Origin of the sequence: Nocardiopsis tropica (genome assembly GCF_042660575.1) — a bacterium.
Lineage (GTDB): Bacteria > Actinomycetota > Actinomycetes > Streptosporangiales > Streptosporangiaceae > Nocardiopsis > Nocardiopsis tropica.
Window position 1 is genome coordinate 126440 of the sequence record NZ_JBHSUF010000014.1, and the last position, 18702, is coordinate 145141.

An 18702-nucleotide genomic window follows, 5' to 3' on the forward strand; every position below is an offset into this window, starting at 1 on the left:
GCGCCGGCGTGGGACCGGGAGCGTACCGGGGGCTCCGTCAGTCGATCCGACCCGACGGACCCGCAGCACGTGCGACGCGGGGCCCGACGAGACGTTCGGCCAGCGGCAGGGGGTACCAGTCCGCACCGGTGACCTCGGACTCCTGGACGCGCCCGATCTCGGCACGGGCGGTCGTGAACGCGTAGCCGAAGTCGAGGTGGCAGTGGTCCGGCTCGTCCTTGTCCGGCCGTGCCGGAACCCGGCCGAACTCGACGTAGGCCGGGACCCGCGAGGAGAGGGACACCGTGCCGGCCTCGACGCCGGTCTCCTCCACCAGTTCACGCAGGGCCGCACCGGCCAGTGCGGTGTCCCCGGGGTCGAGGTGTCCTCCGGGTTGCAGCAGCAGCCCGTACGCCCGGTGCCGGACGAGCAGGATCCCGGCCTCCCGGTGGACCAGGAGCGCGCCCACGGTGACGTGCATGGGAAAGGTGCGCCGCGAGGCGAAATCCCTGCCCCGGCGCAGCAGCCGCACCGGTTCGGCGAGCGCCCCGGCCTCGTCGGGGCGCTGCCCGAGGTAGACGGCCAGCGTGGTCGAGATGAGTTCGTCGGTGATCGTCACCGGTCGGCTCCAGAGAGGGCGCGCGGTTCGCCAGGGGTGTCCGCAGTCTACGAGTCGCACCTGGTCGGTACACACGTATCGCGGGGAAGGGCCGGGGCTTCCACGTCCTCGGCCTCCGGGGACCGCGCGGGCGGCCGGGCCGCTGCCCGTCTCCGGGGGGAGGGCCGGCTCCCGCCCGGCGCACACACCGCGGACCGGCCGCCCAGGACGGTACGCGAAGGAGGGTTGACGCTGCAGGGGCGCCATCTTACGATGACCGAACAATTACGAAGCGTGTTCGTAACAACGAACCACATCCACCGACGCCCCCACCGAACCGCCGCCCCCTGCCCGGTGAACCACGGGACCGGGACGGCCGAGTCGGATCGGGGTGTGCGGTGTCCGGCGGTCCCCCGCCTCCCGCCCCCACTGACGGACCCCCCATGCACGACGCTTTCGCCGCCCGCATTGTGAGCGCTCACATTGTGAACGCTCACATCCTCGGCCCCCCGGGCTCCACCCCTGCGCCCGGGCAGCCGTCCCCCTCCGCGACCTGCGGCGGGCACGGCTCCGCCGCAGCGCGGGCGGGCGACCGCGTCGGCGCCCCCTCCACCCATGTCGGCCAGGACAGGCACCGACACCGAGGAGTCTCCCCCATGAAGGAAAACCCGCTCACCCCTTCCCCGTTCCTCTCCCGCCGCAGAATGCTGGGCGCCGCCCTGGCCACGGGAGCGCTGGCAGCGGTCCCGGGCATCGCCGACGCGGCCCTCCCCCGACACGCCGCGGCCGCCGATTACCCGGGCCCCGGCCTCGTGACCGGCGACGTCAGGGTGCACGACCCGTCCTTCGTCAAGCGGCCCGGCGGCGGCTACCTGGTCGCCCACACCGCCCACGGCGTGGGCCTGAAGACCTCGACCGACCGGACCGCCTTCAGCAACGCCGGCGTGGTCTTCCCCTCGGGCGCACCGTGGACCACCCCCTACACGGGCGGCGACCGCAACCTGTGGGCCCCACACCTGTCCTACGCCGACGGGCGCTACTACCTCTACTACTCCGCCTCGACCTTCGGCTCCAACCGGTCGGCGATCTTCCTGGCGACCAGCACCAGCGGAAACTCCGGAACCTGGAACAACGAGGGCCTGGTCGTGGAGTCGTTCACCTCCGACGACTTCAACGCCATCGACCCCCACCTGCAGGTGGACGCCCAGGGGCGCTGGTGGATGGCGTTCGGCTCGTTCTGGTCGGGGCTCAAGATGGTGCGCATCGACCCGGCGACCGGCAAGCGCCACGACGGCACCCTGTACTCGATCGCCGGACGCGGCGGGGGCGCCATCGAGGCCCCGACCATCTTCTACCGCGGCGGCCGGTACTACCTGTTCGTCTCCTTCGACACGTGCTGCCAGGGGGCCGCGAGCACCTACCGGATCATGGTCGGCCGTTCCAGCAGCATCACGGGCCCCTACGTCGACCGCAACGGCACCGCCATGCTCGCGGGCGGGGGCACGGAGGTCCTGTCCGGCCACGGCAGCATCCACGGACCCGGCCACCAGGACGTCTTCGCCGACACCGACAGCGACATCCTGGCCTACCACTACTACGACGACAACGGCACGGCGCTGCTGGGCCTGAACTGGCTCGGCTGGGACTCCTCCGGATGGCCCTACGTGCACTGATCCGGTCCCAGCCCCCACGGGCCCCGCACCGGGCGGACCCGGCGCACGCGCGCCGGGTCCGCGCGCGTGGGGAACCGGTGGGACGGGCCCGGCTCGCTGTCCGCGACAGCGCCTGGGCACGGGACTCTGGGCAAGGAGGAGACCGGTCTCGTGAAGGTGTGGTCCGGGGTGGAGGAGGGAATCCGGCGGGAGGTCATCGACTCCCAGCCGGAGGACTTCGCCCAGTTCGCTCGGGCGAAGGACGCCGAACCCGACGCCGCCCGCAGCGTGATCGCCCGGCACGGGCCCGCCACCGCACAGGCAGCCCCGGAACCGCAGCGCCCCTCGGACGGCGTTCTCTGCCCGTAGCCCCGGACGCCGCACCGGCGACGCCGGAACACGCGTCCGCGGGCACGGGATTTTCTACCGCCGAACAACGCGCACTTCCCTTCCCGAAGGTTGCCCGAGGGGCGGCAACCGCCCGGTGTGAAAAGTGATTTCCCTTCACGGCGTTCGGTGGAAGAAATCCTTGACGGCCGCTCGTCGAGCCGACGTACCATTCCTCGAAAGCAGAATCCGTGAGACCCAGGACATCTCTCTGTGATCGAGAAAGTGTTCCACACACGGGGCCTTCCACCCGCTGACCGGTTCGGCTACTGGCAGGACTGCATCGGCATGACGCACGTCCCCGTCCGCCTCACCAGCGACCGCACCGACGACTTCCTCGCCTACCAGCACATGATGGAGCTGTCCGACGTCATGGTGTGGCCGACGGCCTTCCAGCCGGTGACCTTCGAGAGGATCCCGCGGCTCATCCGGGCCTCGGACCCCGAGTGCTACCACCTCAGCCTCGTGACCACCGGTCGGCTCGAGGTGGAGTCCGAGGGCCGCTCCAGCGACGTCCGCGGGAACGAGATCAACGTGGTCGACACCTCGGTCCCCTTCCGGATCCGAGCCGCGGCAGGGCTTCCCCGACAGGTGGGCATCGGCCTGGAGATCCCCAAGAGGAGACTGGCGATCCCCGGGCGCAGCGTGGAACCCCTGGTGGGAGCCAAGCTCTCCGCCGCCGACGGCTACGGCGCCCTCCTGCGCCGGTTCCTCACCCAGCTGGCGCAGGACAGCGCCTCCTACCGTCCCTCGGACGGCGACCACCTCTCCACCGTCGTGTGCGACCTCGTCTCGGGCCTGTTCGCCCACGCGTTGGAGGCGGAGGACCGGCTCCCTCCCGAGAGCCGGGCGAGAACCCTGCGCATGAGCGCCAGGAACTTCATCAGGAGCAGGCTGGGAGATCCGTCCCTGACACCGCGCACCGTGGCCCGGGCCCACCACATCTCGGTCGCCTACCTGCACCGGCTCTTCAGCGACGAGGGCACCAGCGTCGGCGCGTGGATCCGGGAACAGCGCCTGGCGAACGCCCGTGCCGACCTGGAGAACCCGGACCTTGACCCGGTGCCGATCCACCGTATCGCCGAGAAGTGGGGGTTCTCCAGCGCGTCCGTCTTCAGCCGGGCCTACCGTGAGAGCTACGGGGCCTCTCCCCGTGACACCCGTGGCGAACGCCGGACGGTACGGCCCCGGGCTCGCTGAACCCCTCCGGGTCCCTCCCGCTGTTCCCGGACCGGGTGGTCCACCACGTGAAGCCGCGCGGCCGGGGCCGTGCCCGACCGCTGCGTCCCCTCCGGGCCGTGGGGCGGAGGCACAGTGCCGGGACGCCCGTCCTCCGTCGCGTGCCCGCCGCGCCGACCGGGCCTCGCCTGCAAGCGGTAGTCACGCGGGGGGATCCCGTAGGCGGCTCGGAAGGTCCGGCTGAACGCGGCGGCGTGGTCGAAACCCCAGCGCGCCGCGATGCTGTGGATCGGGACCGCCGCCAGGGCGGGGTCGGCCAGGTCCCGGCAGGCGCGTTCCAGGCGCTGTTCCCGGATCCAGGCGGCGACGGTGGTGTCGCCCTCCTGGAAGAGGCGGTGCAGGTAGCTGGTGGAGATGTGGTGCGCGGCGGCGATCGCCGCCGGTGTCAGCCGCGGGTCGTGGAGGTGCTCCAGGACGAAGGCCCGGATGCGCAGCAGCAGGCTCCGGCCGCGGCTCTCCGGGACCAGGGCGTCCTCCGCCTCCAGGGTGTGCGCGAACAGGGCCGACACGAGGTCGCCCAGGATCAGGGCCAGTCGGGGATCGTCGCCCGGGGAGTAGGTTCCGGGGTTCTCGGTCAGCTGGTGGACGAAGCCGGTGAGCAGGGCTCCGAACCCCTCCCGCCCCGAGATCCGGAGCCCGGTGACCCGGTCGGCCCTGCTCCGGGGCAGGGTCAGCAGGTGCTTGGGGATGTCGACGCCCGCGCTCACGACGAGCCCCTTGTCGCCCGGCGCCTGGATGTCGTACGGCGTGGAGGAGTCGTTCACGTGGATCTCGTCGGGGCCGTACGCGGCCCTGCCCCGGTCCCAGTCGCGTTCCATCGTGCCGCTCCGCACCAGGCAGATGTTGTACGCCTCCGGGTCGGAGACCCGGATCAACCGTGCCGTCCTCCGCGCGGTCAGGGCCCGGAACCCCATCTTCCACACGCGTGCGTCCTCCAGGTGCAGGTCCCGCTGGTGGACCCGGAAGTCCGCGAGCCGGTCGCTCGTGGCATCCATGGGGGTCGGGGACGTGGCCATGATCCGGCGCCACGCCTCGAAGCGGTCCGCGGCGGGCAGTTCGTCGGTGTTGAACTCCGACTCGATCACCGTGTCCGTCCTTCGCTCGGCTCCGCCACCGGCCCCGTCAGCCGGTGGCTCCACGTACCACCAGGGTCACCGACGGTGCTTTCAGCGGGCCTTCACCGCACGTCGCCCCGGGGCCGCCCTTCGGACGCGGACGCCCGGGACGGCCGGCGGACCGGTCGACGCGGAGGCTGCTCACGGCGCGGGCCGTCCGGCAGCGGAGGATTCCGCGGCTCCGTGGTCGACCGTCCCGGCACCGGGGAACCTGGAATGCCCGGAATGACCGGGTCCGGTCATCGCCGGGGACCCACGGCGCCCGGCGGGCTACTGTCCTTCGAGGACACGCGCGAGGAGGTATCACTCGGGCCGCCACTTCGAGCCGGACGGCGAGGGCGGGCGGCCCCGTCCCGAAGCGGCGGCAGGCCTCCGGAAGCCCGGCCCCACGGCCACAGGCCCGTGTCCGCCCGTCCGTACCCCGCCGTTCCGACAGCGAAGGTGAACCGTGACCTCCTCCCCTCCCCCTCCCGGCCCCTACCGGGGGCTCGTCCTGGACTTCGTCGGCGTGCTCACCGCGAACGTGCGCGCGTCCGTGCAGGGCTGGTGCGTGGCCCAGGGGCTGCATCCCCGTGCGTGGGGGACGACGCTGACCCATCACCCCGAGGGCCGTCGGCTCTACCTGGACCTGGAGGCCGGCCGGCTCTCCCAGTGCGAGTGGAACCGGCGCACCGCGGCGCTGCTGGGCGTCGCCGATCACGAGGACCTCATGGGACGGGCCTGGGCCGGGGTCGGTTCCGACGCCGCCATGATCGCCCTGGCCCGCACCGCCCGCCGCGCGGGGCTGAAGGTCGCCCTGCTGTCCAACAGCTTCGGTCTGGACCCGTACGACCCCTACGAGACGCTCGGGGTGAACGGGCTGTTCGACGTGACGGTGCTGTCGGAGGTCGAGGGGGTCGCCAAGCCCGACCCCGAGATCTACCGACGCACGTTGGAGCGCCTGGGCCTGGACGGCAGCGCGTGCGTGTTCGTGGACGACAACCCCGACAACCTGCCTCCGGCCCGGGAGCTGGGCATCACGACGGTCCACGCCGACGGCGGGCCGGACCTCGCCGCCAGGGTCGCCGCCCTGCTGGGCCTCCCCCTCCGGAAAGCGGACGGGATGAGCCGGGAGGGGACGACGGAGGCCTCCACGCGGAGCCCGAGGGTGGTCTGACGCACTGCTCACCGGTTTCGCCGACTCGCATGGGGCGTCCTGACCTCGCGGCGCCTGCACCGGGCCGGGCCGGACGAGGGGAACCGCGACCAGGAACGGGACCGGCGGGCCCCGGGCCGGCCCCTTCCCGACACCCCCGGTCCCGGTTCGGCGACCTCCGTGACCGTTCCGGCGAGGAAAGCGCCTCGCCCTCCCCCGGACCCGTCCCGGAACAGTCGACCGAGGATCAAGAAGACGGCGACTCGGGGCCAACGACAGTTCCGGGGAGGCTTGCCATGCTCGAAGGGACCTGTTGACCCGTCCTGGGAGACACACATGATCCGCCGACTGATCGCCACCGCAGCCCTCGCCGCCGTCACCGCCCTCGTGCTCGGAGCCCCCGCGCACGCCGACGACCACCACGCCAGCAGTGTCGTGGCGGGCGACCACTTCGCCAGCTGACCCGGCCCCTCCACCAGCGGTGACCCCCCTCGCACGCGTGCCACGCCGCACCGGCGTCACGCGTGCGAGGAGGGAGAAGGACCGGCCCTCCGAAGCCGCTCAGGAGGCGGACGGAGCCTGCGGTCCCGCGTCCATCCGGTCCCGCAGCCGCCGCTGGAGCGCTTCGAGCCGGCTGTCGTCCGCCCGGACGGCGGCGTGGAGTTCGAGGGTCTCGCCCTCGTATCGGGGAATGACGTGGAAGTGCAGATGGAACACGGTCTGCCCGGCCGCGGCCTCGTTGAACTGGATGATCTGGATGCCGTCGGGTTCGAGCTCGTCGGCGATCGCCCGCGCGACCCGCTGCACCTTCTGGATGAGCGTGGCGAGTTGTGCCGGTGTGGCGTCCAGGAGGGTCCGGGGCTGCCCGGTCTTCGGGATCACGAGGGCGTGACCGTAGGACTGGGGGAACACGTCGAGGAAGGCGAGGACCTCGTCGTCCTCATGGATCGTGTAGGCGGGCGCCTCGCCGCGGATGATCTTCGCGAAGACGTTCTGGGGATCGTACGGGTCGGTCATCGTGCGTCAGGCTCTCCGTCGCGTCCTTCTGAGGCAGCCTCGATCGGCTCTGGTCCGATCGCCACGATAGCGGTGGGGTCGAACGGACACAGGGGTCACGGCCCCGCGTTCCCGGCCGTGCCGGGTCAGTCGCCGTGCCGGGTGCTGTAGTCGCGGCGGTACTCCGAGGGTGTCATCCCGAAGGAGGTCCGGAAGTGCTTCCGGAACGTGGCCGCGTTGTGCAGTCCGCACCTGGCGGCGGCCTGTTCGATCGGCAGGTCGGTGGTCTCCAGAAGCCGGCGGGTTTCGTTGAGGCGTTGTTCACGGAGCCAGGCGGCCGGGGTCGTGCCGTTGGTGGCGGTGAAGGCGCGGATGAAGGTGCGCCTGCTCATACGGGCGACGCCGGCGAGGGTGTCGACGTCGATCGGTTCGGCGAGGTGTTCGAGCGCCCATTCGAGGACCCTGGAGATCGGTTCGGCGGTGGTCCGCGAAGGGCGGGGGCCGTCGATGTACTGCGCCTGGCCACCGCCGCGGTGGGGGGCCACGACGAGTTCCTTGGCGACCTGGCCTGCGGTGTGCGATCCGAGTCGGGTCCGGACCAGGTGGAGGCAGGCGTCCAGGCCCGCGGCGGTGCCGGCGGAGGTGAGGACGTCACCGTGGTCGATGTACAGCACGGTCTTGTCCAGGGCCACACCCGGGTGCCGCGTACGAAAGGTCTCGAACGCCTTCCAGTGCGTGACCGCCGCCCGCCCGTCCAGCAGACCGGCGTCCGCCACGGCGATCGACCCCAGGCAGAGGCCGACCACGGTCGCTCCCCGCTCGTGCGCGCGGCGGAGCGCGGCGACCAGGGCCGGGCTCGGCCTCCGGAAGTCCGTGTGCCACGAGGGGATCACCACCGCGTCGGCGTCCTCGAGGGCGGTGAGGTCCGCGAGCCCGCCGAGCTGGTACCCCTCCGCCGTGCGTACATGCCCCCTCGCCTCGGAGAACAACGTCGACGACCAGTCGGCGCACCCCTGCCGGGCGACTTCGTCGAAGACGAGGGTCGGCGTGGACAGGTGGAACATCGTGACGTCGTCGAACGCATAGACAGCGATCCGCATGATCCCCACACTATGGCACGCATGCATCGAAGGATTGCACTCGTGCCACTGGTGGCCGTTCTCCGCGTTCGCCAGGCTTGTTCCAGCGGCGCTGCACGCGGGCGAGGATGCCCGCGGTGGCCAGGAGCGCCGCCACCGACCCGAGGAGGAACCCATGGCGCAGTCGCGTGCACTGGTGGTTGTCGACGTCCAGCAGGAGTACTTCACCGGCCTGCTGCCGATTCAGTACCCGCCGCGTGAGGAGTCCGTGCTGAAGGTCGCGAACGCGATCGACGCCGCCGCCGGAGCCGGGATCCCGGTGGTCGTGGTCCAGCACTCGGCCGGGGACCGATCCCCCGTGTTCAACCCGACGCTGCCGACCTACGAGCTCCACCCCGCCGTCGAGGAGCGCCGCAGCGACGCGTGGAAGCCCCTGGTCAAGCAGCACGGTTCGGTCTTCGCCGGCACCGACCTGGAGGACTGGCTGCGCGACCGGGGCATCGACACCGTCACGCTGGTCGGATACATGACGAACAACTGCATCCTCGCCTCCTCCGTGGAGGCGGAGGCCCGCGGGATCCGGGCGGAGGTGCTCTCCGACGCGACCGGCGCCGTCGACATCGCCAACGCGGCCGGTTCGGTTCGCGCGAAGACCGTGCACGAGACCCTGATGGCGATGCTCAACTCGAACTTCGCCGCCGTGGCGACGACCGACGAGTGGGTGCGGGCCGTGGCCTCCGGAGCCGGACTGCCCAAGAGCAATCTCGTCGAGTCGGCCGCCGCCGGCCGGGACCGGTGATCCCTGCCGACCGGCAGGGGTCCCGGGAGGCTCTCACCCACAGGGTCCGACGAAGGCGGGCGCGGCGGCCCCCACCGGTTCCGTCACCCGGCGGGCGGGCGGACGGAACCGGTGGGACGGCACGTCACACGGTCGTCCAGGCCTCCAGCTCCCGGCCGCGGGGGTCCTCCACGCGGGACCACTCGGCGTCGATGCGCATGGTGACCCGGTCCCCGTCGTCGTACCGGTCCCATCCGGGGTCGCCGGTCCCGGCGAACCGGACCCAGGCCCCGTGCATGCGAGCGGCGAGACGGGCGGGCGGCTCCTCGGGGCCGAGCAGGGCGGCCGGACCCCGCAGCCGGGAGAGGTGGGCCAGGTCGAAGACGAAGGGCAGCTCCACCCCGTGGGCGGCGCCGAGCTGTCCGTCCAGGGCGCGTGAGCGCCAGGCGAACTCGTAGCCGTAGGTGGCGGGCCGGGGCAGGGCGGCGTGGGCGTCGGCCAGGGCCCGGGTGCCCGCACCGAACAGCGCGTCGCCCATGATCGCGGAGCGCAGCTCACCGAAGGACGCCCTGGGGCGTGACGTGCGGTAGGCCGCGACGAGGCGGGCGGGGTCCGGGTGGGAGAGCGCCGCGGCGCCGTCGACGTCCTCGGCGGTCGAGGCGGAGTACCGGTCCACGGGGACCAGGTAGAGGTTGCCCTCCTCGGTGTTGGTCCCGATGAGCAGGTCGGCGTCGGCGCCGGGGCCGGCGGCGAGGGACGTGGCGGGCTGGGTGTCGAGGACCAGGCTGAAGGGGCTGAGCCCGATCAGCGGGTCGCGGTGCGTCCCGGTCCGCAGGTCGATGCCCGAGAGCCGGGAGGAGGCCTCGACCAGGCGGTCGTCGGAAAGGCCGGCGAAGGCGTCTGCGTGGGGCTCGACCCCCAGGTCCCGTGCCGCCGCCTCGGTGACGCGGGCGGCCTGCTCGGGCGTGAACGCGCCCAGGCCGCTGCCGCTCTGGACGATCGCCCGGCGCAGGAGGCCCACGGCCCCGGGGGAGGCGAGGACGCCGCCGACGACGGTCGCCCCGGCCGACTGGCCGAAGAGGGTGACGTTGCGCGGGTCGCCGCCGAAGGCGGCGATGTTCTCGCGGACCCAGCGCAGCGCGGCGACGACGTCGAGCAGGCCGCGGTTGGCGGGCGCCCCGGGCAGGTCCAGGAACCCGGCGATGCCGAGCCGGTAGTTGAGGGTGACGAGGACGACGCCGTCGCGGGCGAAGGCCGAGCCGTCGTAGAGCGCGGACCGCGTCGAGCCGGCGACGAACCCGCCGCCGTGGACGAACACCATGACGGGCAGGCCGTCGCCGCCTCCGGCGGGCGTCCAGACGTTGACGGTGAGGTAGTCCTCGCCCCGGCTCCAGCCGGTTCCGAAGTAGGGGGACATGTCCACGCTGCCGAGCCTGCGCTCGGCCTGGGGCGCGTTGGGGCCCGGCGCGGTGGCGTCCCGGATGCCGTCCCAGGGTTCGTGCGGCCGGGGCGGGGCGAAGCGGCCGGCGCCGCGGGGCGGCGCCGCGTAGGGGATGTTCAGGTAGGCGTCGGTGTCGCCCCGGCGCAGGCCGCGGACCGCGCCCCGGGCGGTGGTGACGACGGGTCCGGTGTGGTGGTTCATGGTGATGCCTTTCCGCGGGCCTCAGCCCTGCTCGGTGTACGGGGCGAAGGGGGCCCAGCCCTTGATGGCGAACTTGTCCCCCGCGCGCGACACCTCGGCGGCGCCGTGGCCGCCCAGGTGCGCGGGGATGACGAGCGCGTTGTTGTCGGCCGCCCAGCCCAGGACCTTGCGGCGGGTGGCGCGGGCGCCCGCGGGGTCCTCGCAGAAGCAGCTGTTGGAGTCGGGTTCGAGGATCTGGACCGGGCTGTGCAGCATGTCGCCGACGAACACCGCGCGGTCCGTTCCGGAGGTGAGGGTCAGCACGGAGGAGCCGGGGGTGTGCCCGGGAGCCGCCTCCAGGCTCAGGCCGGCGTCGATCCGGTGGCTGTTCTCCCACAGCAGCGTCCGGCCGGCCCGGTGGACCGGGGCCACGCTGTCCTCGAAGACGTTCTGGTTGCCCCGGCCGAGGTTCGGCTCGTGGCCGTTCTCGGGGTTCCAGAAGTCGAAGTCGTCCTTGGGCATGAGATAGGTGGCGTTGGGAAACGTGGGTACCCAGTTCCGCCCGTCCAGGTAGGTGTTCCAGCCGACGTGGTCGACGTGCAGGTGCGTGTTGATCACGATGTCCACGTCCTCGGGCTCGACGCCGGCGCGCGCGAGATTGGCGAGGAAGTCTGTTTCGAGGCGGCTCCAGACCGGCGAGTACGGGCGCTCCTTGTGGTTGCCCACACCGGTGTCGACGAGGATGGTCCTGCCCTCGCTGCGCAACAGCCAGGTCTGGATCGCGGAATTCACGGTATTGGTCCCGGAATCCAGGAAATGCGGGTCCAGCCAGGAGGCACCGTCGTTCCATGCCTCCTTCGGGGTCTCCGGGAAGAAGGCGTCGGTCGTCATGTCGACGGTTCCGTAGTATTCCCGGACCCGGTCGATGGTGACGTTTCCGAGCGTGATCTGTTCCATGGGGCGTCCTCGTGTGTTCGGCGGGTTCTGGGGAACCGTACGGGCGGCCCGGGCGGGTCCGGTATCCGTCACGTGACTGCACCTGCGCAGGGCCCTTCCGGGCGCGGGGCCGGGCTGCTTGTAGCCTGCCTGGGCCGGGGCAGGACGGCACCGGGTCGAAGAGCCATGTTTGCGGGGGACTTCCGTGGGTGAGCACACAGGCGGCGTCGGCGCGGCCGCCGGGCCGGAACCGGAGGCCGGGGGGCCGCTCGTCGGCCGGGAAGCGGAGTGGGCACGCCTCCTGCGTGCGGTGGAGCCGGGGGCGGCGGACCCGGTGGTGGTGCTGCTCGGGGACGCGGGCACGGGCAAGAGCGCGCTCCTGGACCGCGCGGCGCGGCGGGCCGGGGCCGACGGCGCGCGCGTGCTGCGCGCCGCGGGGAGCGAGTCGGAGTCCGGGCTGGCGTTCTCCTCCCTGCACCAGCTGCTGCGGCCGCTGCACGACGAGGTGGACGCACTGCCGGACGGGCAGCGCGCCGCGCTGCGGGAGGCCTTCGGCGCGGGGCCCGCCGTCGCTCGCGAGGGAGCGCCCGACCCCCTCCTGCTGGGGATCGCCGTCCTGGGCCTGCTGTCGGCCGTGGGCGAGCGGCAGCCCGTGCTCGTGGCACTGGACGACGCGCAGTGGTTCGACCGCGCCTCCCTGGACGCCCTGGCCTTCGCCACCAGGCGGCTGGCGGGGGAACCGGTCACCGTGCTGGTCGCGGCCCGCGAGGGCCACCGCCTCCCGGGGTTCGACCGCCACGTGCCCACGCTCACCCTGGGCCCGCTCGACGGCGCCGCGGCAGGCCGGCTCCTGGACCTGCAGCCGGCGGCTCCCACCGGACGCACCAGGGCGCGGATCACCGAGCAGGCCGCCGGCAACCCGCTGGCGCTGGTGGAACTGGCGAGGTCGGCCGCCGCCCGCGACACGGCCGCGGGGCCGACCGACGCGGGCCCGCTCCCGCTCACCGGCCGCCTGGAGCGGGTCTTCGCCGCGCGCCTGGACGGCCTTCCCGCTGCGACGGGGCGGGCCCTGCTGCTCCTGGCCGCCATGGACAGCTCCGACTCCGACGTCGCCGCCGCGGCCGGGCTGCCCGGCGCCGGGGACGCCGTCTGGCCGCCCGCGGAGGAGGCCGGGCTCGTCCGGCGGACCGGCCCGGTCCCCCGGTTCGGCCACCCGCTCGTGCGGTCCGCGGTGTACCACGCCGCGCCCCCGGAGGCACGGCGCGAGGCCCACCTCGCGCTCGCCGGACTGCTGCGGGACGAACCGGACCGGCGCGCCTGGCACCTGGCCGCCGCCTGCACGCGCCCGGACGCGGCCGTGTCGGCGGAGCTGGAGCGGACCGCCGACCGGGCCCGCCGGCGCGGCGGCCACGCGGCGGCGGCCGAGGCCCTCCAGCGCGCCGCGGAGCTGGCGCCGCGGCGCGAGGACGGCGCCCGACTGCTGGTCGGGGCCGCTTCGGCGGCCGTGTTCACCGGGGACCTCGCCCGGGTCGAGGAACTGGCCGCCGCGGCACGCGCGCGCACGGACGACGCGTCGCTGCTGGCGTCCGTCGCCGTGCAGGCCGGACGGCTGGCGGTCCTGACCGGGCGCCACACCGCGGTCTTCTCCCGGCTGGCCGACGCCGCCGGGGGCTCGGCGGCCTCCCGGCCCGCCGCCGCCCTGGACCTTCTCGCCGAGGCCGCCGTGGTGCGCTTCTACTCCGGGGAGGACGCCCAGCACCACCGCCTCCACGACCTCCTGGGGCGCCTTCCCGAGGGGGCCGCGGACGCCTTCCTGCGCACCTGGGTGAGGACCGTGTCGGCCCCCTCCGCCGCCAGGGACGAGGTCCTCCCCCTGCTCCCGCGGCTGGCCGCCGAGGCGCGGGACCGGCCGGAGCGGCTCACCGCCGTCGGGATCATGGCGTGGCTCCTGGACGAGACCCCGCGGGCCGTCCGCGCCTTCGACGAGGCGTTCGACCGCTGGCAGGTGCGGGGAACACTGCCGGAGGGGCTTGGCGGCGCCGTCGCCTGGGCCTATGTGGACCGGGGGAGGTGGGACCAGGCCCGGGAGGCCTGCGCCCGCACCACGGCGGTCGGCCGGCTGGTCGGCCTCGACCACGCCGTGGCCTGCGCGGCCGCCGTGGACGCCGTCGTGCTGGCCCACCAGGGTGACGCGGTCGCGGCCCGCGGCCGGGCCGAGGAGGCACTCGCCCTGGTGGACCCGCTGGAAAGCCGCTCGGTCGGCGTCTACGCACGCCGTGCGCTCGGGGCCGCGGCGGCCGTCGAAGGCGCGTACGGGACCGCCTACGGCCACCTCCGCGCGGTCTTCACCGCGGACGGCGGGCCGGTGCACTACCACGCCTCCCACCCGGCCCTCGCCGACCTGGCCGCGGCCGCCGTGCGCAGCGGTCACCGCGAGGAGGCCGCCGCGATCGTCGAGCGTTGCGCACACCTGCTCGCGAAGGGCGCCTCACCCCGTCTGCGCGCGCTGGTCGACCGGGCCCGGGGTTTGCTGGCGGACCCCGAGGACGCCGAACCGCACCTGCGGGCGGCCCTGGCGGACCCGGTCCTGGAGCACTGGCCCTTCGAGCGGGCGCAGGCCCTGCTCGACCTCGCCGAACGGCTGCGGCGCCGACGGCGCATCGCGGAGGCCCGGGCGCCGCTCGCCGAGGCCCTGGAGGTCTTCCGCCGTCTGGGCGCACGGCCGTGGATCGAGCGCGCCCGGGCCGAGGCGCGCGCCGCCGGCCTCGACGTCGTGGACGCCGCCCCGGACGCGCTCGCCGAACTCAGCCCGCAACAGCAGCAGATCGTCAGGCTCGCCTCCCGGGGGCTGACCAACCGCGAGATCGGCGAGAAGCTCTTCCTCTCCCCGCGCACGGTGGGCTCGCACCTGTACCGCAGCTTCCCCAAGCTGGGCGTCACCGCCCGGTCCCAGCTGCGCGACCTCGTCGGGGGCGCGCCCGCGGCGGTCGGACACCGGGACCGCCGGAGCCCCGCCACCGGGTAGCGGCGGGATGTGGCGGCGCGGGGAACCGTGTTCGGCCGGGGCCGCCGGTGGTCGGTCCGGCCCCGGCCGTGGGCGTTCCGGCTACTCGGACGCCGCGGTGTAGTAGTAGGGCTCCTCGTCCTCGTCGTACTCCTCGTCATCGTCGTCCCTGCCGGCGTCCAGGTCGAGCTCGACCCCGGATCCGGCGAACGCGGCCCTCACCCGCTCCACCGTCTCCTCGCCCAGGAAGTGGTGGTGCAGGTCGAGCCGGCGCAGACCGGAGAAGGCCCCGGCCCGGTCGACGAGCTCCTGTGCGCCCTTGTCCGTGAGGATGCCCAGGGACAGGTCGAGGACCTCCAGGCCCGCGAGGACGGGGGCCTCGGCGAGCACCGGGACCCACTCGGCCCACTTCTCGGCGTTGCGCACCCCCAGGTACCGCAGCCGGGGGAACGCCTCTCCCGAGAGCACCGGCGCCAGGTCCTGCGGGGAGGTGCTGCCGCCGTAGTCCTCCATCCCCAGCCACAGCTCCAGGTGCTCCAGCGCGGGCAGCCCCGAGGACGCCACCTCGCGCACGACCCGGCCGGGCAGACCACCGCTCTGCAGGGTGAGGGAACGCAGCGAGGCGTGCGAGGGCACGTGCAGCCCGAGCCGGCCCTCCATGCCGTCGGCGCCCTTCACCGTCAGCGCCTCCAGCCGGGGGAAGGCGGCCACGAGCGGCGCCAGGTCGGGCTGGGAGATCCAGGAGAGCTCGCACTCCTCGAAGGTGATGTCGCCGAAGAAGACCGAGCGCAGGTTCGGCAGCGCGTCGGCGTGCTCGACCAACAGGTCCGCGGCCTGGTACAGGCCTCCGTCGGCGGCATAGGACCATTCGCCGACGACCAGTGCCGTCAGCTGCTCGGTGTCCACCTCGGACAGGAACCGGGCGAGGTAGTCGGCGCACTCGTCCTCGGGGGGTGTCCGCACGCCCGCGCTGGTCCGCAGCCGCCAGGCAGTGGCGGCGGGGTCGTGCGGGTCGCCGCCCTGCGCCCGGATGCGGGCGAGCCGCTCCTCCCACGTACCGCTGGCGGGGAACTCGACCACGGGCAGGCCCGCGAACTCGGTGAGGTCGGACATGGGGGCTCTCTTCTCAGGCTTCAGGGGGTGAAATGTCCCCCATGCCTAGCAGTTCCGGAGGACAGACGGGGGTCGGGAGCCTTCCGGTGCGGGGCGGTCCGAAGCGCACCCCCGCTCCCCGGCACGGTCACAGCGCGTGCCCCCCGGCGACCTGCAGGACCTGTCCGGTGACCCATCGGGCTTGGTGGGAGGCCAGGTAGACCACGGCGTCGGCGATGTCGTCCGGTTCTCCGACCCTGCCCATCGGCACGGCCTCCCCCGCCCGGGCGACGAGCTCCTCGTCCATCCAGCCGGTCTGGACGGGCCCCGGGGCGACGGCGTTCACCCGGATGCCGCGCGCCGCCAGGTCCAGCGCGGTGGACCTGGTCAGCGCCTCCAGCGCGCCCTTGGACGTCCCGTAGCCGGTCTGGCCGGGGAAGGCCCGCGCGGCGTCGGTGGTGATGTTGACGATGCACAGCGGCTCGCCCCCGCGGCGCAGCCGTGCCGCCTCGGCGGTGAGGACCGCTGGGGCCACGGCGTTCACCCGGTAGTGGCGCTCCAGGGACGCGTGGGTCAGGGTGTCGACGGTGTCCGGCGTCTCGCAGTGGGCGGCGTTGTTGACCAGGACGTTGATCGGCCCGGCCCGGTCCGCGACCTCGCGCACGAGCCGGACGGGCCCGTCCGGCTCGGACAGGTCGGCGCCGACGGCGAAGGAGCCGTTGCCGAGTTCCTCCGCGAGCTCGTCCGCGGTCCCCGCGGCGGGGGTGACGTGGGCCCACTCGGCCCCGGCCGGCGCCGGAGGGTCGCGGTCGAGGTGGTGGACCGCCACGCGCGCCCCCTGGGCGGCGAACGCGCGGCTGATCGCCGCGCCGATGTTCCCGGATCCGCCGGTGACCAGGACGGTCTGTCCGGCGAGGCGGGTGTCGATCATCGTTGCCCCTTCGGTGGTTCGTCGGTCGGCCCGGTGCGGAGGCCGGCGTGCCCACACCCCGCGTCCCGGCTGCGGCCCGACCCGCTGCGGGGGCCGGTACGCCCAGGGTTGCCCCACCCGCCCGCAGCCGCAACCCGTTTGTCCGGGCGCTGCCCCGCGGGCCCGGCCTCCGGGGGCTCCGCGGCCGCCTCAGCCCGGGGAGCGGGGGCGCAGCAGGTCGGGTTCGATGTAGATGATCTTGGCGATGGGCACGGCCTCGCGGATCCTGCGCTCGGCCTCGTCGATCGCGCGGGTGACCCGTCGGGCGTCGTCCTCGGCGTCCACGGCGACCTTGGCCGCGACCAGTAGTTCCTCGGGCCCCAGGTGCATCGTGCGCATGTGGATGACGGCGTCGATGTCCGCGCAGTCCAGGATGGCCCCGCGGATGAGGCGGATGTTCTCCTCGCTGGCGGACTCCCCGATGAGCAGGCTCTTGACCTCCACGGCCAGGAGCACGGCGAACACCACGAGCAGCAGACCGATGGCCCCCGAACCCAGGCCGTCCCAGACGCCGTTGCCGGTGATCAGGGTCAGACCGACCCCGACCAGGGCGAAGGCCAGGCCGATGAGGGCGCCGGTGTCCTCCAGCAGGATCACCGGCAGCTCGGGGGACTTGGTGCGGCGGATGAACCCGAACCACCCCACCCGGGCGCGCGCCGACCTGGACTGGCGCAGCGCGGTGCGCAGCGCCGTCGCCTCCATGACGGCGGCCACCAGCAGCACCACGATGGGCACCCACTGCCAGGAGGTGATCGGGTGGGGGTCGCGGATCTTCTCCCATGCCTCGTACAGGGCGAACAGCCCGCCGAGGGTGAACAGCACGATCGCCACGAGGAAGGCGTAGACGTAGCGCTCGTGGCCGAAGCCGAAGGGGTGCTCCGGCGTGGCGGTGCGCACCGCCCGCCGTCCGCCGATGAGCAGCAGGATCTGGTTTCCGGAGTCGGCCACCGAGTGCACCGACTCCGCGAGCATGGCCGAGGACGCCGTCAGGAGATAGGCCACGAACTTGGTCACGGCGATCCCGAGATTGGCCGCCAGCGCCATGACCACGGCCTTCGTGCTGTCCTCGGTGCTCACCGCGTCGCCTCCTCGTCAGCTGCGGACCGCCGGCCGGGCCGCGGCGGTCGCACCGCCGGCCTCCCGGGGCGCGGTGTCCGGGGCTTGCCCCGGACCTTCCCAGGTTCCGTGGCGGGCGGTGCACGTGCAAGCACCCCGCTGCCGTGTCGGACCGGGCTCTCCCCGGCCTGTGCTCCCGGTCCCCCGGGGCGGATGCGGCCGGGGGACGGGACCGGTCGGGAAGGCACGGAACTGTGCGGGGGGTCACACGCACATCCTCGGGGCCGCGACCAGCTGTTCTACCGGTGTACTGGTCTTACAGATGTATGTGTCAGGGACTCGGCTGTGGCACGATGAGTACGTGAATCGACAGGCCAACTTCACCCTCGCACCCTCGTCCCTGACCGACGCGCTCTACCAATCACTGCGTCGCCGCATCGTCAACGGAGAGATCGCCGCCGGTGAGAAGCTCACCGAGCACCGCATCGCCAGTGAGTACGACGTAGCGCGCCCGACCGCCAAGGCGTGCCTCGAACGGCTCACGGTGCTCGGCCTGCTCCGCCGTTCCGCCCACAAGACGGCGGTCGTCCCCGACTTCCACGCGGACGAGATCCACGACCTCTTCTTCAGCCGGGGCACCGTCGAGAGCGCGGCGGTCACCGTACTGGCGGCCGAGGGGGCGGTTCCCGCCGAGGCGGCGGAGGCCCAGGTGCTCATCGAGGCCGCGGCCCGGGACGGCAACTTCGAGCGGCAGGTCGACGCGGACATCGCCTTCCACACCGCGCTGGTGTCCGGCGCCGGCAGCGAGCGGCTGAGCCGGATGCACGAGCTGATCATGGGGGAGGTGCACCTGACCATGGGCCGCTTCCAGGCGCACCGGGCCACGCAGGGCTCCACCGTGGCCCACGAGCACGCCACCATCCTCGCCGGCATCGAGGCCCGGGATCCCGACACGGCGCGCCTGCGCCTGTCCGAGCACCTCGACCACGCGCGCGACCGCCTCCTGGCAGGGCTGGAGACCGGTGCGCAGGAGGCGGCCGAGGTCGGGGGCGAGTAGTACGCCGA

General features: G+C 73.5%; 17 protein-coding genes. 8 read left to right on the top strand and 9 right to left on the bottom strand.

The features are described 5' to 3' along the window. Window positions 1-37 precede the first annotated feature (37 nt). Complete coding sequence (locus ACFQBR_RS22665) at window positions 38-598, bottom strand: NUDIX hydrolase (protein WP_344177704.1); 561 nt, start codon at window positions 596-598, stop codon at window positions 38-40. Between the two features lie 635 nt (window positions 599-1233). Between ACFQBR_RS22665 and ACFQBR_RS22670 the strand changes: the two genes are divergently transcribed. The 3 genes from ACFQBR_RS22670 (at window position 1234) to ACFQBR_RS22680 (ending at window position 3816) form a co-directional block, all read left to right on the top strand. Beyond that, the gene (locus ACFQBR_RS22670; RefSeq protein WP_344177706.1) at window positions 1234-2250 is read left to right on the top strand and encodes an arabinan endo-1,5-alpha-L-arabinosidase; all 1017 of its coding nucleotides are present in this window, start codon (window positions 1234-1236) and stop codon (window positions 2248-2250) included. 150 nt (window positions 2251-2400) lie between these two features. Beyond that, window positions 2401-2598 (top strand): hypothetical protein, encoded by a 198-nt coding sequence (locus ACFQBR_RS22675; RefSeq protein ID WP_344177708.1) that lies wholly within the window; start codon window positions 2401-2403, stop codon window positions 2596-2598. Between the two features lie 231 nt (window positions 2599-2829). After that, complete coding sequence (locus ACFQBR_RS22680) at window positions 2830-3816, top strand: helix-turn-helix domain-containing protein (protein ID WP_344177710.1); 987 nt, start codon at window positions 2830-2832, stop codon at window positions 3814-3816. On the opposite strand, the gene ACFQBR_RS22685 is transcribed toward ACFQBR_RS22680, so the two are convergent. Then, window positions 3753-4940: a helix-turn-helix domain-containing protein gene (locus tag ACFQBR_RS22685; protein ID WP_344177712.1), complete on the bottom strand. Its 1188-nt coding sequence runs from the start codon at window positions 4938-4940 to the stop codon at window positions 3753-3755. The genes ACFQBR_RS22680 and ACFQBR_RS22685 overlap by 64 nt on opposite strands. A gap of 478 nt (window positions 4941-5418) precedes the next feature. Here ACFQBR_RS22685 and ACFQBR_RS22690 point away from each other — a divergent pair, with 478 nt between their 5' ends. After that, window positions 5419-6126: an HAD family hydrolase gene (locus ACFQBR_RS22690; protein WP_344177714.1), complete on the top strand. Its 708-nt coding sequence runs from the start codon at window positions 5419-5421 to the stop codon at window positions 6124-6126. Between the two features lie 315 nt (window positions 6127-6441). Beyond that, entirely contained in the window at window positions 6442-6567 is a 126-nt protein-coding gene (locus ACFQBR_RS22695) for a hypothetical protein (protein WP_344177716.1), read from the top strand. Window positions 6568-6666: 99 nt separating this feature from the next. On the opposite strand, the gene ACFQBR_RS22700 is transcribed toward ACFQBR_RS22695, so the two are convergent. After that, on the bottom strand, window positions 6667-7122 hold the full coding sequence (locus tag ACFQBR_RS22700) for an HIT family protein (RefSeq protein WP_344177718.1): 456 nt from the start codon (window positions 7120-7122) through the stop codon (window positions 6667-6669). A 125-nt stretch (window positions 7123-7247) separates the two neighbouring features. Next, window positions 7248-8201, bottom strand: a complete 954-nt coding sequence (locus ACFQBR_RS22705; RefSeq protein WP_344177720.1) for a GlxA family transcriptional regulator — start codon at window positions 8199-8201, stop codon at window positions 7248-7250. Between the two features lie 154 nt (window positions 8202-8355). Between ACFQBR_RS22705 and ACFQBR_RS22710 the strand changes: the two genes are divergently transcribed. After that, on the top strand, window positions 8356-8979 hold the full coding sequence (locus tag ACFQBR_RS22710; RefSeq protein ID WP_344177722.1) for an isochorismatase family protein: 624 nt from the start codon (window positions 8356-8358) through the stop codon (window positions 8977-8979). 124 nt (window positions 8980-9103) lie between these two features. Here ACFQBR_RS22710 and ACFQBR_RS22715 read toward each other — a convergent pair whose 3' ends face one another. Continuing rightward, the gene (locus tag ACFQBR_RS22715) at window positions 9104-10600 is read right to left on the bottom strand and encodes a carboxylesterase/lipase family protein (protein WP_344177724.1); all 1497 of its coding nucleotides are present in this window, start codon (window positions 10598-10600) and stop codon (window positions 9104-9106) included. A gap of 21 nt (window positions 10601-10621) precedes the next feature. Continuing rightward, complete coding sequence (locus ACFQBR_RS22720) at window positions 10622-11536, bottom strand: MBL fold metallo-hydrolase (protein WP_344177726.1); 915 nt, start codon at window positions 11534-11536, stop codon at window positions 10622-10624. Between the two features lie 184 nt (window positions 11537-11720). Between ACFQBR_RS22720 and ACFQBR_RS22725 the strand changes: the two genes are divergently transcribed. Beyond that, window positions 11721-14540: a helix-turn-helix transcriptional regulator gene (locus ACFQBR_RS22725; protein WP_378554352.1), complete on the top strand. Its 2820-nt coding sequence runs from the start codon at window positions 11721-11723 to the stop codon at window positions 14538-14540. A gap of 81 nt (window positions 14541-14621) precedes the next feature. Here ACFQBR_RS22725 and ACFQBR_RS22730 read toward each other — a convergent pair whose 3' ends face one another. The 3 genes from ACFQBR_RS22730 to ACFQBR_RS22740 form a co-directional block, all read right to left on the bottom strand. Continuing rightward, the gene (locus ACFQBR_RS22730; RefSeq protein ID WP_344180896.1) at window positions 14622-15632 is read right to left on the bottom strand and encodes an STM4015 family protein; all 1011 of its coding nucleotides are present in this window, start codon (window positions 15630-15632) and stop codon (window positions 14622-14624) included. Window positions 15633-15759: 127 nt separating this feature from the next. Further along, window positions 15760-16542 carry an SDR family NAD(P)-dependent oxidoreductase gene (locus ACFQBR_RS22735; RefSeq protein ID WP_344180898.1) on the bottom strand — a complete coding sequence of 261 codons (783 nt, stop codon included), beginning with the start codon at window positions 16540-16542 and terminating at the stop codon, window positions 15760-15762. A gap of 189 nt (window positions 16543-16731) precedes the next feature. Further along, window positions 16732-17658 carry a cation diffusion facilitator family transporter gene (locus tag ACFQBR_RS22740; protein WP_344180900.1) on the bottom strand — a complete coding sequence of 309 codons (927 nt, stop codon included), beginning with the start codon at window positions 17656-17658 and terminating at the stop codon, window positions 16732-16734. Between the two features lie 340 nt (window positions 17659-17998). Between ACFQBR_RS22740 and ACFQBR_RS22745 the strand changes: the two genes are divergently transcribed. Continuing rightward, entirely contained in the window at window positions 17999-18694 is a 696-nt protein-coding gene (locus ACFQBR_RS22745) for a GntR family transcriptional regulator (protein WP_344180902.1), read from the top strand. Window positions 18695-18702: the final 8 nt, after the last annotated feature.

Bases quoted from the DNA above. Each gene is read 5' to 3' on its own strand.
- ACFQBR_RS22705 (WP_344177720.1), bottom strand. From the start codon at position 8,201: ATGCGGATCGCTGTCTATGCGTTCGACGACGTCACGATGTTCCACCTG.
- ACFQBR_RS22670 (WP_344177706.1), top strand. From the start codon at position 1,234: ATGAAGGAAAACCCGCTCACCCCTTCCCCGTTCCTCTCCCGCCGCAGA.
- ACFQBR_RS22695 (WP_344177716.1), top strand. From the start codon at position 6,442: ATGATCCGCCGACTGATCGCCACCGCAGCCCTCGCCGCCGTCACCGCC.
- ACFQBR_RS22730 (WP_344180896.1), bottom strand. From the start codon at position 15,632: ATGTCCGACCTCACCGAGTTCGCGGGCCTGCCCGTGGTCGAGTTCCCC.
- ACFQBR_RS22715 (WP_344177724.1), bottom strand. From the start codon at position 10,600: ATGAACCACCACACCGGACCCGTCGTCACCACCGCCCGGGGCGCGGTC.
- ACFQBR_RS22720 (WP_344177726.1), bottom strand. From the start codon at position 11,536: ATGGAACAGATCACGCTCGGAAACGTCACCATCGACCGGGTCCGGGAA.
- ACFQBR_RS22700 (WP_344177718.1), bottom strand. From the start codon at position 7,122: ATGACCGACCCGTACGATCCCCAGAACGTCTTCGCGAAGATCATCCGC.
- ACFQBR_RS22735 (WP_344180898.1), bottom strand. From the start codon at position 16,542: ATGATCGACACCCGCCTCGCCGGACAGACCGTCCTGGTCACCGGCGGA.
- ACFQBR_RS22710 (WP_344177722.1), top strand. From the start codon at position 8,356: ATGGCGCAGTCGCGTGCACTGGTGGTTGTCGACGTCCAGCAGGAGTAC.